Source organism: Sphingobium limneticum (assembly GCF_008710165.1).
Classification (GTDB): Bacteria; Pseudomonadota; Alphaproteobacteria; order Sphingomonadales; family Sphingomonadaceae; genus Sphingobium; species Sphingobium limneticum.
Map to the genome: position 1 here is coordinate 86,946 of NZ_VYQA01000002.1, position 14,531 is coordinate 101,476.

The following is a 14,531-nucleotide window of genomic DNA, read 5'->3' on the forward strand; positions in this document are numbered from 1 at the left end:
TTTACCCCGGCCGATATTTTCCCGCTTGGCGCATCCGCCGCGCGGCACTAGCGGCGCTGTCATGTCCGACGCGCCCGAAAATAATGCCCGCCTGATCTGGAGCCGCTATTACAGCGCCTTCATTCCCGCCGGTCCGGCCGGTCCCGGCCTGTTCGACCGGCTGAAAGCGGCCAGCGGCGCGATCGGCGGCATCGCCATCACCGCCATGCTGTGCGGGTTGATGCTGGGCAATGGGCTGGCCCACCCGCTGCTGGTCGCTCCCATGGGTGCGTCCGCCGTGCTGCTCTTCGCCGTGCCGGCCAGCCCGCTGGCGCAACCCTGGCCCGTATTGGGTGGCAACGTCATTTCCGCGCTGGTCGGCATCTTCGTGGCAAAGGCCGTGCCCGATCCCACCATCGCCGCCGCACTGGCCGTGGGCGCGGCGATCGCCGTCATGTCGCTGCTACGCTGCCTCCATCCGCCCGGCGGCGCGGTCGCGCTGTCCGCCGCGCTCGGCGTGAAGGGCGTGGCGAGCAGCTATATGTTCGCGCTGGTGCCGGTCGGCGTGAACACGCTGCTCCTGCTGATCGTCGCCATCCTTTTCCACCGGATCGCAGGCCATAATTATCCCCATGTCGCGCCAAAAGCCCCCGCGCGTCACGGCACCACCGATCCCGCCCCGCTGCTGCGCGCCGGTCCCAGCGATCAGGATGTCACCGACGCGCTGAAAGGCTATGGCGACACGCTGGACGTGGATCAGGCGGACCTGCGCCAGTTGCTGGCCGACGCCGAACTGCGCGCGGCGGAACGGCTGCACGGCAACGCCCCATGCGCGGAAATCATGTCGCGCGACGTCATCCATGTCCCCGCCAGCCAGGCCATGGCGCAGGTACGCGCGCTGATGCAGAATCGCGAATTGCTCTCGCTGCCTGTGCTGGACGATGCAGGGCGCGTGCAGGGGATCATCGGCGCGCTCGATCTGACGCGGGACGGGGAAAGCGCCGGCGACATCGCCCGCCGCGCGCTGCTGGTCCACACCGACACACCCGTCGCTCGGCTGATCGGCCCTTTAAGCAGCGGCACGCGCCACGCCGCCATCGTGGTCGATGCCGATCATCGCTTGCTAGGACTGGTGACGCAGACCGACCTGCTGGCATCGCTGGCGCTGCGCACTGACAGGCCAACCGGACTGGGCTGAGGAGCCATTTCCAATTTTTTTGGGGTGGCATGAACGGTCGCGCATGGCAGGATCAGGCCATGACCGACATTTCGCAACTCAATGAAAATGAACGTGAGATATTGCGGCTGCTGGCGCAGGGGCATACCGCCAAAAGTATCGCCAGCCTGACCGGAAGGTCCGTGAGTTCCGTCAACGAACGATTGCGCGAAGCCCGGCGCAAGACCGGCATCGGCAGCAGCCGAACATTGTCTCGCACATTTGTGACCCAAGAAAATCGGGACAATATTATCGGAGTGGACGATGGCGAACAGCCAGCGCCAGAACTGCCCGAAGTAGCCGGACCATCCCGGTCCGTCCTGTTTCGAGGAGTTGCCATGACCATCATCGCCGCCATAGCCCTGGCCGCCGGAGCCTATCTGCTCCAGAGCGCATCGCCTGTGCAACAATTACCGGATCAAAAGGATTGGTCCGATCCTGCAAAGGCCGACCCGCTGCTGTCAGGTTCCTATTCCGGCCCTTTGCCATCACAACGCTACGCCATGCTGCGCGCAGAAAAACGAGATGCGGTCTGGGCTGACGCGACAGAAAGGGCGCTGATCGCCCGCTATGCGATCCTGTTGCGCCAATATGGTGTGCGCCAGCCCGTCCGCGCACTTTGTGGCGAAACGACGTGCGAGATTGCTATGAAGCTTGACCTGTCGTTACGAAAGACGGCGAAATTGACCAATGAGTTACAGGGCCGGGAACTGGCTGATTCGCTCGCCAAGATCGGATTAATGGGCGATTCTGCCAGTTTTGGCGGACCAGACAAGAGCTATGTCCACTCCTCCTACTGGCTACGCAAGCCTCGGCTCAACGCTGCTCCATCACCGGAAGGTCCGGACCCGGAATCGCGCTGATCGCGACATTGCCGAACATCACCAGCCCCGCAACGATCATCAGGCCGCCGCGCTTGCGGTCGCCCTTCTTCGCGATCGCATAAATGCCGCCGCCCGTGAGCAGAGCGCCGCCAAGCATCAATATGGATAAAATCGTGCCAGCCATGGGAGATGCCATAAGCGGCAAGCTGGACGGTGGCAATTGCCTGCCGCTCCCCCTATGAGGCGCGCAGAAACGAATCACCCATCGGTGAAGGCCCCCATCCGGGAAGGAACGCTTCTCACATGAAAATCGCCATCGCTTCCGACCATGCCGCCGTCGACCTGAAGGCGGAACTCGCCCAATGGCTGCGCGATGAAGGGCATGACGTCGACGATCTGGGTCCGGCGACCGCCGACCGCGTCGATTATCCCGATTTTGGTTACAAACTCGCGACGGCCGTGGCGTCGGGCGCGGCGGAGCGCGGCATCGCGATCTGCGGATCGGGCATCGGCATTTCGATCGCGGTCAACCGCAACCCCGCCTGCCGCTGCGCGCTGGTGGGCGAGCCGCTGTCGGCCGCCCTGTCGCGCGAACATAATGACGCCAATGTTCTGGCCCTGGGCGCCCGCCTGACCGGCGTGGACATGGCCAAGGCCTGCGTCACCGCTTTCCTCACCACCGATTTCGGCGGTGGCCGCCATGCCGGCCGCGTCGAGAAGCTCTCCCAGCCCGCGCTCTGAAAGGATCTTTGATGAGCACCGACACCCTGTCCCCCATCCGTCAGGCCGGCTTCTTCAGCGAAGACCTCGCCAGTGCCGATCCCGAAATCTTCGGTGCGATCGGCAATGAGCTGAAGCGCCAGCAGGACAAGATCGAACTAATCGCGTCCGAGAACATCGTGTCGAAGGCCGTGCTGGAAGCCGCCGGCTCGATCTTCACCAACAAGTACGCGGAAGGCTATCCGGGCAAGCGCTATTATGGCGGTTGCGAATATGCCGACGTCGTCGAAACGCTGGCAATTGAACGCGCCAAGCAGCTATTCGGCGCGCAGTTCGCCAACGTTCAGCCCAATAGCGGCAGCCAGATGAACCAGGCCGTGTTCCTGGCGCTGTTGCAGCCGGGCGACGTGTTCATGGGCCTCGACCTGTCGTCGGGCGGCCACCTGACCCACGGGTCGCCGGTCAACATGAGCGGCAAATGGTTCAAGCCCGTCGCCTATGGCGTGCGCCCTGACGACCACACGATCGACATGGACGAAGTTGCCCGCATCGCGCGCGAAAACAAGCCCAAGCTGATAATCTGCGGCGGCACCGCCTATTCGCGCGTCTGGGACTTCAAGCGTTTCCGCGAAATCGCCGACGAGGTTGGCGCTTACCTGCTGGCAGACATGTCGCATTTCTCCGGCCTCGTCGCCGGCGGCGCGCACCCTTCGCCGGTGCCTTATGCCCATGTCACCACCACCACGACACACAAGTCGCTGCGCGGTCCGCGTTCGGGCATCATCCTGTCGAATGACGAGGCGATCGCCAAGAAGCTGAACAGCGCGATCTTCCCCGGCCTTCAGGGCGGCCCGCTGATGCACATCATCGCGGCCAAGGCTGTGGCTTTCAAGGAAGCGCTGACGCCGGAATTCAAGGCTTACGCCCACCAGGTCGTCGCCAACGCCCGCGCGCTGGCCGAAACGCTGGCCGATGCCGGTCTGTCGATCGTGTCGGGCGGCACCGACAATCACCTGCTGCTGGTTGACCTGCGCCCCAAGAACACCACCGGCAAGGCTGCGGAAAAGGCGCTCGACCGCGCTTACATCACCTGCAACAAGAACAACGTGCCGTTCGATACGGCCAGCCCGTTCGTGACGTCGGGCGTTCGCCTTGGCACCCCGGCCGGCACCACGCGCGGCTTCCGTGAGGAAGAATTCCGCGAAATCGGCCGCCTGATCGCCGAAGTCGTAGAGGGCCTCAACCGCAATGGCGACGAAGGTGACGGCCAGGTCGAACAGCATGTCCGCGAAAAGGTGCTGGGCCTGACGGCGCGCTTCCCGATCTACTAAAGACTATCAAAGCCCCTCCCGATCGGGTTTGAAGGAGGCAGCGCCTCGATCCAACCCGATCGGGAGGGGCTTTTATTTGCGGAGAATATGATGCGCTGCCCTTTCTGCGCCCATGAAGACAGCCAGGTGAAGGACAGCCGGCCGACGGAAGATGGCAACGCCATCCGCCGTCGCCGCCAGTGCGAAGCCTGCGCCGCGCGTTTCACTACCTTCGAGCGCATCCAGTTGCGCGACATCTGGGTGGTGAAGAGCGAGGGCCGCAAGGAAGCGTTCGAGCGCGACAAGCTGGCCCGCTCCATCGGCATCGCCTGCCGCAAGCGCCCGATCGACCCCAGCCGCCTGGAAAAACTGATCTCCGGCATCCAGCGCCAGCTGGAAACCAGCGGCGACAGCGAAGTTCCTGCCCGCGCGATCGGCGAGATGGTGATGGAAGGGCTCAAACGCCTCGACAGCGTCGCCTACATCCGCTTCGCCAGCGTCTATAAGGACTTCACCGACGCCAAGGATTTCGAGGAATTCGCCAGCACGGTGAAGGAAGTCGGGCGGGAATAGCAGCTCCACTTCCCCCGTTCGGTTCGAACTTGTCGAAAACCCAACAAAACGGCAATATTTGAGAAAGCGCCCAACCGGCCTAACTCAAAATCCGTTCAGTTCGAGCCTGTCGAGAACCACGCGCACCATGAGTTTCTGGATCTACATCCTTCGCTGCTCCGACGGCACATATTATACCGGACATACGGACGATCTGGAGCGGCGCATCGCCCAACATCAGATGGGCGAACTGCCGGGATATACGCATGATCGCCGTCCGGTGGAGTTAGTGTTCAGCGAGACTTTCACGGATCGGATCGATGCTCTGGAACGGGAGCGACAGGTAAAAGATTGGTCGCGCAAGAAGAAAGAGGCGCTGATCCGGGGCGACTGGAACGCAGTCTCTGACGCTGCCCGTTCTCGACCACGGGTCTCGACTACGCTCGACCCTGGCTCGAACCGAACGGGAAGGCTAGAGGCTCAGCCCCTACTCAGGACGAACGGAAATATGAACGAAGTTGCCCCCCTCCCCCCCGTCATCATCCTCGTCCGCCCTCAATTGGGCGAGAATATCGGGAAGGCCGCACGGGCCATGCTGAATTTCGGGCTGACCGAAATGCGGCTGGTCACGCCACGCGATGGTTGGCCCAATCCCGATGCCGGCCCGGCGGCTGCCGGCGCGGACTTCATCCTGGACAAGGCACAGGTCTATGAGACGCTGGCCGATGCGGTCGCGGACTGCGCCCATGTCTATGCTACCACGGTGCGTAAGCGCGGTGTGACCAAACCAGTCGTGACGCCCGAGGAAGCCGCCCGCGAAATCCATGCCGCGCAGGGCCGCTGCGCCTATGTCTTCGGGCCGGAACGATCGGGGCTGGAGACGGAGGATGTCGCGGTCGCCCGCAAGATCCTGACCGTGCCGATCAATCCGGAATTCGGGTCGTTGAACCTGGCCCAGGCGGTGATCCTGTGTGCCTATGAATGGTCGAAAAATGCCGATCTCAAGCAGCCGACCGTCACCGACCTTGGCGAACCCGCGCCGCAGGTGGAGCTGGAAGGGATGATCGACCAGCTCAACACGCTGCTGGAAAAGGTCGGTTATTTCTTCCCGCCGGACCGCGCGCCCGCGACCAAGCTGACGCTGCGCAATTTGCTGACCAAGCCAGGCTGGAACCATCTGGAAGTGCGGACCCTGCGCGGCGTCCTGTCGCATTTGAACCGACCGCGGGAGCGTTGACAAGCTTCGTCAATTTTTTAAGATTGCCGATGTTGGGGGAAGACAGTTTGGAGTTGTCTGACCATGAAATATGTAATTCTGGCTTTATTACTGTTTCCAAGCGTCGCTAGCGCCAGCACAACCTACCAGGCGCCCGCCGCCAGCGAAGACGTGGTCGAATCTGCAAAACCCATTTGTCGTGAGGTCCGCAGTTTGGGATCGCGCATAGCGCGTAGCCGGACATGCCTCACTCAACGACAATGGGCTGAACGGGATCAACGCGAATGGCAGAGAGGCGCAGCTATGAGCAGCAGCCCGACGATGATCGGCTCTCTTCCCAGACCGTCTCGTTAATTATTACGTATTGAGAGAATGATGTCAGCGCCCTGTCTGCCGTGCATGGCCAACTGCCGCTGCTTCACCTTCTGACCCGACCGGGCTGGAACCATCTAGAAGTGGCGACACGACGCAGTGTATCGCCGCGCTCAAACTGCGCGCATGAGCGTTGACAATCACCTGCACATTTTTGACTGTGCTCACCTAGGATTGAAAAAGGAGCGACATCATGGCGATCGGCGCGTTACTTTTCTCTCTTGCATTGGCGACTTCTACGCAGGGTACCCTGTCAGAAAATAATTCCGGCGAGCAGACTGAACAAGTGTCCTGTCGCTACATCGTGAATTCGCATAGTTTCCGCAACTCACGCATAAAAACATGCGAAACCATTCTGCAATGGCAGGCCTATGACAAGATGAAACGCGATGAAGATCGCTTCAGAATGGCGCTGCGAGCCAGCGCTCCGCGGCGTTGATCAATACCAGCCATTGCAATTCAGGCACCTACATCATTTTTGGGCGCCGGTCGTAATCTATCCATGGCGATGGATGAGGTCCGGGGGTTAACCCCGAATCCGATCATATTCCTCCATTTCATAGGCGATCGACGCTTCGACCAACTGCTCCCATAGATCGGCTATCACCGCACCCGGCGCCCCCACCCGCTCAGCTTCCGCCCGCGCCTGGTCGATCACTTGGCGTTTACGCGCTTCATCCCGCACCGCGCTGCGGTCCGGCTTGATCCGGGCGGCGGCGCGCATATGGGCGAAGCGCTGGGCCAGCAGGGCGACGATCTGCCGATCGAGATTGTCGACGCCGGCGCGCACCTGCGCCATGGTGGAGTAGCCTTCTGGGTTCATGCCTGCCCGATTAAGCCGCCCCGCGCGCCGTGTCGAGGCCAGTATGAAGGGTTGACATCCAACTGTCATCTGGTCATAGGCGCGCCTTCGCAATTGGCTCCGCATCCCGGTGAAGCGGTGGCCCTGCCCCTGAAAACGGCCGTAGGCGATACCGGGAACAACGTTAAAAGCAATTGATGAGGAATTACCATGACGAAGCGCACCAGCGCCAAGTATAAGCTCGACCGTCGCATGGGCGAGAATATCTGGGGCCGTCCCAAGTCGCCTGTCAACAAGCGCGAATATGGTCCCGGTCAGCACGGCCAGCGCCGCAAGGGCAAGATGTCGGATTACGGCATCCAGCTGCGCGCCAAGCAGAAGCTGAAGGGTTATTACGGCGACATCACTGAGAAGCAGTTCAAGAAGAACTATTTCGAAGCCAGCCGCATGAAGGGCGACACCGGCCAGAACTTGATCGGTCTGCTGGAGCGCCGCCTGGACGCCGTCGTGTACCGCGCCAAGTTCGCGCCGACCATCTTCTCGGCCCGTCAGATCGTTTCGCACGGCCACATCTATGTGAACGGCGTGAAGTGCAACATCGCGTCGCGTCTGGTGAAGCCGGGCGACGAAATCACCCTGGGCAAGAAGGCGCAGGAAATGGCGCTGGTTCTGGAAGCACAGAGCCTGCCCGAGCGTGACATCCCCGACTACGTCGCCCCCGACGGCGCCGCCAAGGTCAGCTATGTCCGCGTGCCGACGCTGGACGAAGTGCCCTACCCGGTGAAGATGGAACCGAATCTGGTCGTCGAATTCTATTCGCGCTAATCGGTTTTCCGATCCCAGTTACGAAAAAGGGCGGCCCCGCAAGGAGCCGCCCTTTTTCTTTTGCGCAACATTCTTGCGCCCCTTTCGCCCCGGTGGCATCACCCGCGCATTCGTAAAACAAAGGGGTCATCCCATGCGCACTTCCCTCGCGGCGATCGCCGCCATCCTTGCCCTGTCCTCGCCCGTCATCGCCGATGCCGCGCCCGCCAAATCGGCTGCCGCGCCGTCCGTCGACACGATGAAACGGCTGGTGAAGGAACTGTCCTCCGACGCCTATGAAGGCCGCGCGCCCGGAACGGCCGGGGAGGAAAAGACGCTCGCGCTGCTGTCCGCCGAATTTGCGAAACTCGGCCTGAAGCCCGGCAACAAGGGCAGCTGGTTCCAGGATGTGCCGCTGGTGGAAATCACCGCCAAGAATGTGTCGCCGCTGACCTTCACCGGCGGCAAGGCCGATGTCACCGCCGCTTATGGCGCAGAAATGGTCGCCGGCACCTATCGCACCACGCAACAACATATCGCGGTCAAGGACAGTCCGGTCGTCTTCGTCGGCTATGGCATCAACGCTCCGGAAAAGGGCTGGAACGACTATGCCGGGCTGGACGTGAAGGGGAAGACAGTCGTCATCCTGGTCAACGATCCCGATTATGAGACGAAGGGGCTGACCGGCCCGTTTAACGGCCGCGCCATGACCTATTATGGCCGCTGGACCTACAAGTTCGAGGAAGCCGCGCGGCAGGGTGCCGCCGCCGCGATCATCGTGCATGACACGGTGCCCGCCGCCTATGGCTGGAACGTCGTGCAATCGAGCTGGACCGGCGCGCAGCATGTTGCCGACAGCGCCAACGGCAATGCCGACCAGAGCGCCGCCATCGGCTGGATCCAGAAGGACAAGGCCGCCGCCCTGTTCGCCAGCGCCGGGCTGGACCTGACCGCGCAAATGGCCGACGCGAAAAAACCCGGCTTCAAGGCCGTGCCATTGACTGGCGTGAAGGCCAGCCTCTCCTTCGACAACGACCTGCGCAAACATAGCTCAAAGAATGTCGTCGCCCTGCTGCCCGGCAAGACGCGGCCGGACGAATATGTGCTCTACAGCGCGCACTGGGACCATCTGGGCCATTGCGAGGCAGCGCCGGACGGCGATGACATCTGCAACGGCGCGGTCGACAATGCCACTGGCACGGCCGCACTGGTCGCACTGGCGCAGGCCAATGTGAAGGCCGGCCCGACCGACCGCAGCCAGGTGTTCCTGGCGGTGACGGGCGAGGAATCGGGCCTGTTGGGGTCGGCCTATTATGGCAAGAACCCGGTCTTCCCCTTCGCCAAGACCGTCGGCGGCGTGAATATGGACGCGCTCAGCGTCGCGGGCCTTGCCAAAAATGTCGTCGTCATCGGCAAGGGCAAGTCGCAGCTGGACGCCTATCTCGACCGCGCACTCGCCGCGCAGGGCCGGGTCGCGACCACCGAACCGACACCGGAAAAGGGCTATTATTATCGCTCCGACCATTTCAGCTTCGCCAAATATGGCCTGCCGATGCTCTATTTCGAGGGCGGCGAGGATCTGGTGAAGGGCGGCACCGCCGCCGGTATGGCCGCTGCGGAGGATTACACCGAGCATCGCTATCACGGGCCGAAAGACGAATATGATCCCAATTGGGACTGGACCGGCATCTCGGCCGATCTGAAACTCTATTATGATGTCGGCCGGGCGCTGGCGACGACGACCGACTGGCCCAATTGGGTGCAGGGCGACGAATTCCGCGCCATCCGCGACAAGGATCGCGCCGGCAAATGACGTTCTGCGCTGGCGGCGGGCAAAAGCTTGTCGCCAGCCTTTCATCTTGCCGTCTATACTGCCGGCATGACTCAGAAATTCGACCGGCGCGTCCTGCCGATCACCTCCGCCGTCGCGGCCGCCCTGCTCGCCACCGGTTGCTCGCGTGAGCCTGACACCGCCAATGCCGACGTGCGCGTCTGCCGCGATGCGGAAGGACGCCGGGTGGACGACGCCCAGTGTCGCACCCATGCCGGCGGCGGCATCGCGACGGGCGCCTTCCTCTGGTATTATCTCAATCGCGGCAGCACGGTCCCGCGGGTCGGCCAGCCGCTTGCCGGCGGATCCATCGCTCCGGCCTTCGGCAAAAATTATCGCGAGGCGTCCCAGTCCACGGTGACGCGCGGCGGCCTTGGCCTGTCGGGCGGCAGCGGCCTGTCCTGATGGAGCGGATCGACTGCACGCCGCGCCCGGACTGGCAGGCGCAGGTGGAATCGCTCGGCCTCGTCTGGCACGGCGCCAACGACCGCCCCTATTGGGACGAAGGCGCGGCCTGGCGCTTCACCCCCGCGCAGATCGACACGATCGAAACGGCCACGGCCGAACTCTATCGCCTGTTCATCGCTGCGGGTCAGCATGTGCTGGACCATGACCTGCTGGGCGACTTCGGCATTCCCGATTTCTGCCACGAACCGATCCGGCAAAGCTGGGACGGGGAGCCGGCCGCGCTCAACTATGGGCGGTTCGACCTTGGCTATGACGGGTCGGGGCCGCCCAAATTGTTCGAATTCAACTGCGACACGCCCACCAGCCTGCTGGAGGCATCGGTCATCCAATGGGACTGGAAGGAAGCGCTCTTCCCGGACGCGGACCAGTTTAACAGCCTGCACGAGCGGCTGGTCGCCCGATGGCGTGAGATCGCGCCGCCGCGCGGCACATCCATGCTCCACCTCACCTATGTCGACGGCAATATGGGCGAGGATGCGGTGACGGTCGCCTATATGGCCGACACGGCGCGGGAAGCCGGCATCGACACGCAGTTGATCCTGACCACCGACCTTGGCTGGGACAGCGCACGGCACCGTTTCGTCGACCTCGATTATCGGCCGATCGACGCGCTCTATCATCTCTACCCCTGGGAATGGATCGTCAACGAACCGTTTGGCCGGGAAGTGGTGGAAAGCCTGGACACGACGCTCTGGATCGAACCGATCTGGAAGATGATCTGGAGCAACAAGGCGATATTGCCGATCCTGTGGGATCTGTTCCCCGACCATCCCAACCTGCTGGAGGCCAGCCGGCAGGCCATGACCGGCGACCATGTGATCAAGCCTCTGCTCGCCCGCGAAGGCGCCAATGTCCGCATCGTGTGCGACGGCGCGACGCTGGCACAAAGCGGCGGCGACTATGGCGAGGAAGGCTTCGTCTACCAGCGGCTCTTCCCCCTGCCGGGCGAGGGCGATCGGCGACCGGTGCTGGGCAGCTGGGTCGTGGACGGCGAACCGGCCGGCATGGGCATAAGAGAAGATGGCCCGATCACCGGCAATGGCGCGCGCTTCGTCCCGCACATCATCGCCTGACAATTCAGGGATGGTTCACGCAGGGAAAATGAATATCCGAACCAATCCGAAGGGGAAGCCATGCGCCGCCTGATCGCCCTCATGCTCATTGCAAGTCCCGCCGTTCTTTCGGCGCAGATCGCGCGGGGACCGATAACCATCCGTCCAGACAGCAGCGCAACCGGCAGTCTGGAAAATGAGGTAGCGCGCGAACGCATCCGCGAAGGGCGCAAAAGCGGCTCGCTCAACAAAGGCCAGGCCCGCGCATTGCGTAAGGAAGCTCGGATGAACGAAGCGCTCGCTAAGCACTATGCCCGCGACGGCCTCTCGGATTCGGAGCAACGCGAACTCGATATGCGCGGCCGTGCGCTGCAAAGTCTGACGGAAGCACAACGGTCGCAACCGCCGCGCCACTGATGCCTTATTGTCCGTTGGGGGTCGCCGGGCTGTAGGTCCAGTTCTGCGCGCCGCTGCCGTCCATCTTCGACGTTTCGGCCATCAGCAGCCGCCCTTCGCGCCAATAACGGATGCGTTGCGGATAATCATGGTCGGGATTGGCGAAGGTCACGTCGCGCACGCCCTGCTCCACGGCGGGAAAGACGGTCGCCGGGCCACCCTCCGGCGCGGCATGCAGCGTGAGCGATCCATCGGCCGCGCGCACGATGCGCATCACTTCCCAACTGCGCAGGCTCTCGCCACGGCCGACCCGGCCCATGCCGATCATCGTGCCGCCGCGCGGCAGGGTCCAGACCTCCTCGCTCCACCGATCGCCGGCATTTTGCAGCCATTCGCCGGTCAGCCAGTCGGGCAGCTCACCCGCCCACAACGGCGGCGACAGGGTGAGCAGCAAGGTCGCCGCAACGATCGAAATGTGTTTCCGCATGGCTTTCGCCCTCTGTCCAGACCCGGTCGGGCACGCTATGGAGCGCGCATCATTTTCCCCTATCTACGGATCGGTTCTCCAACCGAGCAAGGATAAAAGCCATGACTTTCCGCATGCCTGCCGAATGGGCGCCGCACGATTGGACCTGGATCGGCTTTCCGACCAACCCCGCCGAATGGCCCGGCGCGTTCGAGGAAGCCCGGCGACAGATCGCTGCCTTCGCCAGCGCCCTCCATGCCGATGGCAAGGGAGAGGAAGTCCGCCTGGTCGTCGCCAACGAAGGCGATGCGGATGCCGCCCGCGCGCTCGTCGCACCGGGCGTGTCGGTCATCGTCCACAGGCTGGGCGACGTCTGGCTGCGCGATACCGCGCCCATCGCCGTGCTGAATGGCGCCGGCGGCAAGGCGCTGGTCGATTTCGGTTTCAACGGCTGGGGCGGCAAATATCAGATGCCGGGGGACGAAGATATCGGCGCGCGGCTGGCCGCGACCACCGACCTGCCCGTTTCGACCCAGAATTGGGTGTTCGAAGGCGGCGCGATCGACACCGACGGCACCGGCCTGTTCGTGACGACCGAACAATGCCTGCTCAATCCCAACCGCAATCCGGATCTGGATCGCGGCAAGATCGAAACGCTGCTCGCCGGCGCGCTCGGCCTGTCGGACATGCTGTGGCTGGGCGACGGGTTGCTGAACGACCATACCGATGGCCATGTCGACAATCTCGCCCGCTTCGTCGCCCCCGGCAAGCTCGCCCTGCCGATGGCATCGACGCAGGACGATCCCAATGCCGCGCTCTATGCCGACGCCCGCGCCCGCGCGAAGGCCCATGGCGTCGAAGTGATCGACATCCCCTCCCCCGGCCTGGTGCTGGTGGATGGGGAGGCGATCCCGGCCAGCTACATGAATTTCTATGTCGGCAACGCCGCGGTCATCGTGCCCATTTATGGCCAGCCCAACGATCAGGCCGCGCTCGACGCCTTCCGTCCCTTCTTCCCCGGCCGCGACATCGTGGGCCTGCGCAGCGACGCCATATTGTCGGGCGGCGGCAGCTTCCATTGTTGCAGCCAGCAAATGCCCACGCTCGTCTGAGCAAGGGCGCCTGAGCAAAAGTGCTTGGCCAAAGCCGGTTGCGGACGGGCGCGGATGGGATCAGGCTTCACCCCGGTCCGGCCGGAGTCGCCGGATGGGGAGAAAGATCATGATTCGCACGTCCGTTCGCACCGCATTGGCCATCGCCCTGCTGGCAGGGGCTGGTGCATCGTCCGCGCAGCTTGGTAATCTGGGCGGCCTGCTCGGCGGCGCCATGCCCGATATCGCCTCGGTCGGCGCCGGCAATGCGGCGGGCGTGCTGAGCTATTGCGTGAAGAACAAGCTGGTGAACGCGACCGGCGCTTCGTCCATCCTGGGCAAGCTGACCGGCAAGCCCGGCGTCAAGGAATCAAGCGGCTTCAAGCTGGGCCAGACCGGCACCATTCAGGGTGACGGCGGCGCCTTGCCCATCGCGGGCCTGAAGGACAAGGTGAAGACCAAGGCCTGCGATCTGGTGCTGCGCCACGCCGGATCGCTGATCTGACCGATCGCCGCGTTGGGCGGTAGCATGTCGGGGCGACATTCCCTATATGGCGCGCTGTTCCCCGCCATGGAGTGAAGAATGTCCCGCGTGACCGTCGCCGCCTTGCAACTCGCCTTCTCGGACGACATGAGCGCGAACATCGCGCTGGTGGCCGACCATGTGCGCCAAGCCGCCGCCCGCGGCGCGAAGATCATCCTGCCGCCCGAACTGTTCGAAGGCCCCTATTTCTGCCGGGTCGAAGATGAAGCGCTGTTCGCCACTGCGCAGCCTACCGATGAACATCCCGCCGTGCAGGAAATGCGCAAGCTCGCCAAGGAACTGGGCGTCTATATCCCGACCAGCTATTTCGAGCGCGACGGCCATCATTACTACAACTCGCTCGCCATGATCGATGATGAGGGCGAGATTATGGGCGTCTATCGCAAGAGCCACATTCCCGATGGCCCCGGCTATGAGGAAAAATATTATTTCCGCCCCGGCAATAGCGGCTTCAAAGTGTGGAAGACCAAATATGGCACCATCGGCGTCGGCATCTGCTGGGACCAATGGTATCCCGAAACCGCGCGTTGCATGGCTCTGATGGGCGCGGAAATGCTTTTCTACCCGACCGCCATCGGCTCCGAACCCTATGATAGCGACCTCGACACCAGCCGCATGTGGCGCCGCGCGATGATCGGCCATGCCGTCAGCAACTGCATGCCCGTCATCGCCGCCAACCGCATCGGCGACGAAGAAGGCCAGCTTTTCTACGGCCACAGCTTCATCACCGACGAATGGGGCGATTTCGCCGCCGAAGCCGATGCGAAGGATCATGGCGCGCTGGTCGCGACACTGGACCTGGCCAAGGCCCGCACCCATCGCGCCGGCATGGGCTTCTTCCGCGACCGCCGGCCCGAACTTTATGGCCGCATCGCGCAGGATATCTGA

The 14,531-nt window shown here is 63.1% G+C and carries 18 protein-coding genes; 15 read left to right on the top strand and 3 right to left on the bottom strand.

Features of this window, described 5'->3' with window-relative positions:
- The first annotated feature begins 61 nt into the window (after positions 1-61).
- Together F4U95_RS02470 and F4U95_RS24885 are read left to right on the top strand one after the other, a co-directional pair.
- The gene (locus tag F4U95_RS02470) at positions 62-1,177 is read left to right on the top strand and encodes an HPP family protein (RefSeq protein WP_150424454.1); all 1,116 of its coding nucleotides are present in this window, start codon (positions 62-64) and stop codon (positions 1,175-1,177) included.
- 59 nt (positions 1,178-1,236) lie between these two features.
- Positions 1,237-2,058, top strand: a complete 822-nt coding sequence (locus F4U95_RS24885) for a helix-turn-helix domain-containing protein (protein ID WP_211363931.1) — start codon at positions 1,237-1,239, stop codon at positions 2,056-2,058.
- Here the strand turns inward: F4U95_RS24885 and F4U95_RS02480 are convergent.
- Positions 2,012-2,203: a hypothetical protein gene (locus F4U95_RS02480; RefSeq protein WP_150424455.1), complete on the bottom strand. Its 192-nt coding sequence runs from the start codon at positions 2,201-2,203 to the stop codon at positions 2,012-2,014. The genes F4U95_RS24885 and F4U95_RS02480 overlap by 47 nt on opposite strands.
- A 119-nt stretch (positions 2,204-2,322) precedes the next feature.
- Between F4U95_RS02480 and rpiB the strand changes: the two genes are divergently transcribed.
- The 5 genes from rpiB to F4U95_RS02505 all read left to right on the top strand — a co-directional run bounded on the left by rpiB (position 2,323) and on the right by F4U95_RS02505 (position 6,628).
- Entirely contained in the window at positions 2,323-2,760 is a 438-nt protein-coding gene (gene rpiB, locus F4U95_RS02485) for a ribose 5-phosphate isomerase B (protein WP_120249732.1), read from the top strand.
- Positions 2,761-2,771: 11 nt separating this feature from the next.
- Positions 2,772-4,070, top strand: coding sequence for a serine hydroxymethyltransferase (gene glyA, locus F4U95_RS02490; RefSeq protein ID WP_150424456.1), 1,299 nt, complete (start codon positions 2,772-2,774; stop codon positions 4,068-4,070).
- A gap of 90 nt (positions 4,071-4,160) precedes the next feature.
- On the top strand, positions 4,161-4,622 hold the full coding sequence (gene nrdR / locus F4U95_RS02495; RefSeq protein WP_120251992.1) for a transcriptional regulator NrdR: 462 nt from the start codon (positions 4,161-4,163) through the stop codon (positions 4,620-4,622).
- Between the two features lie 127 nt (positions 4,623-4,749).
- The gene (locus F4U95_RS02500; RefSeq protein WP_150424457.1) at positions 4,750-5,838 is read left to right on the top strand and encodes a TrmJ/YjtD family RNA methyltransferase; all 1,089 of its coding nucleotides are present in this window, start codon (positions 4,750-4,752) and stop codon (positions 5,836-5,838) included.
- Positions 5,839-6,382: 544 nt separating this feature from the next.
- Positions 6,383-6,628, top strand: coding sequence for a hypothetical protein (locus F4U95_RS02505; RefSeq protein WP_150424458.1), 246 nt, complete (start codon positions 6,383-6,385; stop codon positions 6,626-6,628).
- 87 nt (positions 6,629-6,715) lie between these two features.
- Here F4U95_RS02505 and F4U95_RS02510 read toward each other — a convergent pair whose 3' ends face one another.
- Entirely contained in the window at positions 6,716-7,012 is a 297-nt protein-coding gene (locus tag F4U95_RS02510; protein WP_150424459.1) for a chorismate mutase, read from the bottom strand.
- Between the two features lie 189 nt (positions 7,013-7,201).
- Between F4U95_RS02510 and rpsD the strand changes: the two genes are divergently transcribed.
- The 5 genes from rpsD to F4U95_RS02535 all read left to right on the top strand — a co-directional run bounded on the left by rpsD (position 7,202) and on the right by F4U95_RS02535 (position 11,563).
- Complete coding sequence (gene rpsD, locus F4U95_RS02515) at positions 7,202-7,816, top strand: 30S ribosomal protein S4 (RefSeq protein ID WP_088183640.1); 615 nt, start codon at positions 7,202-7,204, stop codon at positions 7,814-7,816.
- A 133-nt stretch (positions 7,817-7,949) separates the two neighbouring features.
- On the top strand, positions 7,950-9,608 hold the full coding sequence (locus F4U95_RS02520) for a M28 family peptidase (RefSeq protein WP_150424460.1): 1,659 nt from the start codon (positions 7,950-7,952) through the stop codon (positions 9,606-9,608).
- Positions 9,609-9,674: 66 nt separating this feature from the next.
- Positions 9,675-10,031 carry a hypothetical protein gene (locus tag F4U95_RS02525; RefSeq protein WP_150424754.1) on the top strand — a complete coding sequence of 119 codons (357 nt, stop codon included), beginning with the start codon at positions 9,675-9,677 and terminating at the stop codon, positions 10,029-10,031.
- Positions 10,031-11,167 carry a glutathionylspermidine synthase family protein gene (locus tag F4U95_RS02530; RefSeq protein WP_150424461.1) on the top strand — a complete coding sequence of 379 codons (1,137 nt, stop codon included), beginning with the start codon at positions 10,031-10,033 and terminating at the stop codon, positions 11,165-11,167. The genes F4U95_RS02525 and F4U95_RS02530 overlap by 1 nt, the downstream gene beginning before the upstream one ends.
- 60 nt (positions 11,168-11,227) lie before the next feature.
- Positions 11,228-11,563: a hypothetical protein gene (locus F4U95_RS02535; protein WP_150424462.1), complete on the top strand. Its 336-nt coding sequence runs from the start codon at positions 11,228-11,230 to the stop codon at positions 11,561-11,563.
- A gap of 4 nt (positions 11,564-11,567) precedes the next feature.
- Here F4U95_RS02535 and F4U95_RS02540 read toward each other — a convergent pair whose 3' ends face one another.
- Positions 11,568-12,029, bottom strand: coding sequence for a DUF6265 family protein (locus F4U95_RS02540; protein WP_150424463.1), 462 nt, complete (start codon positions 12,027-12,029; stop codon positions 11,568-11,570).
- Between the two features lie 101 nt (positions 12,030-12,130).
- Here F4U95_RS02540 and F4U95_RS02545 point away from each other — a divergent pair, with 101 nt between their 5' ends.
- The 3 genes from F4U95_RS02545 (at position 12,131) to aguB (ending at position 14,531) form a co-directional block, all read left to right on the top strand.
- Positions 12,131-13,120, top strand: coding sequence for an agmatine deiminase family protein (locus F4U95_RS02545; RefSeq protein WP_150424464.1), 990 nt, complete (start codon positions 12,131-12,133; stop codon positions 13,118-13,120).
- Between the two features lie 109 nt (positions 13,121-13,229).
- Positions 13,230-13,604, top strand: a complete 375-nt coding sequence (locus tag F4U95_RS02550; RefSeq protein ID WP_120249722.1) for a DUF2501 domain-containing protein — start codon at positions 13,230-13,232, stop codon at positions 13,602-13,604.
- Positions 13,605-13,682: 78 nt separating this feature from the next.
- Entirely contained in the window at positions 13,683-14,531 is an 849-nt protein-coding gene (aguB, locus tag F4U95_RS02555; protein WP_120249721.1) for an N-carbamoylputrescine amidase, read from the top strand.

Bases quoted from the DNA above. Each gene is read 5' to 3' on its own strand.
- F4U95_RS02470 (WP_150424454.1), top strand. From the start codon at position 62: ATGTCCGACGCGCCCGAAAATAATGCCCGCCTGATCTGGAGCCGCTAT.
- F4U95_RS02505 (WP_150424458.1), top strand. From the start codon at position 6,383: ATGGCGATCGGCGCGTTACTTTTCTCTCTTGCATTGGCGACTTCTACG.
- F4U95_RS02540 (WP_150424463.1), bottom strand. From the start codon at position 12,029: ATGCGGAAACACATTTCGATCGTTGCGGCGACCTTGCTGCTCACCCTG.
- F4U95_RS02535 (WP_150424462.1), top strand. From the start codon at position 11,228: ATGCGCCGCCTGATCGCCCTCATGCTCATTGCAAGTCCCGCCGTTCTT.
- aguB (WP_120249721.1), top strand. From the start codon at position 13,683: ATGTCCCGCGTGACCGTCGCCGCCTTGCAACTCGCCTTCTCGGACGAC.
- rpsD (WP_088183640.1), top strand. From the start codon at position 7,202: ATGACGAAGCGCACCAGCGCCAAGTATAAGCTCGACCGTCGCATGGGC.
- F4U95_RS02545 (WP_150424464.1), top strand. From the start codon at position 12,131: ATGACTTTCCGCATGCCTGCCGAATGGGCGCCGCACGATTGGACCTGG.
- F4U95_RS02520 (WP_150424460.1), top strand. From the start codon at position 7,950: ATGCGCACTTCCCTCGCGGCGATCGCCGCCATCCTTGCCCTGTCCTCG.
- glyA (WP_150424456.1), top strand. From the start codon at position 2,772: ATGAGCACCGACACCCTGTCCCCCATCCGTCAGGCCGGCTTCTTCAGC.
- F4U95_RS02500 (WP_150424457.1), top strand. From the start codon at position 4,750: ATGAGTTTCTGGATCTACATCCTTCGCTGCTCCGACGGCACATATTAT.
- F4U95_RS02525 (WP_150424754.1), top strand. From the start codon at position 9,675: ATGACTCAGAAATTCGACCGGCGCGTCCTGCCGATCACCTCCGCCGTC.
- F4U95_RS02530 (WP_150424461.1), top strand. From the start codon at position 10,031: ATGGAGCGGATCGACTGCACGCCGCGCCCGGACTGGCAGGCGCAGGTG.
- F4U95_RS02480 (WP_150424455.1), bottom strand. From the start codon at position 2,203: ATGGCTGGCACGATTTTATCCATATTGATGCTTGGCGGCGCTCTGCTC.
- nrdR (WP_120251992.1), top strand. From the start codon at position 4,161: ATGCGCTGCCCTTTCTGCGCCCATGAAGACAGCCAGGTGAAGGACAGC.
- F4U95_RS02550 (WP_120249722.1), top strand. From the start codon at position 13,230: ATGATTCGCACGTCCGTTCGCACCGCATTGGCCATCGCCCTGCTGGCA.
- rpiB (WP_120249732.1), top strand. From the start codon at position 2,323: ATGAAAATCGCCATCGCTTCCGACCATGCCGCCGTCGACCTGAAGGCG.
- F4U95_RS24885 (WP_211363931.1), top strand. From the start codon at position 1,237: ATGACCGACATTTCGCAACTCAATGAAAATGAACGTGAGATATTGCGG.
- F4U95_RS02510 (WP_150424459.1), bottom strand. From the start codon at position 7,012: ATGAACCCAGAAGGCTACTCCACCATGGCGCAGGTGCGCGCCGGCGTC.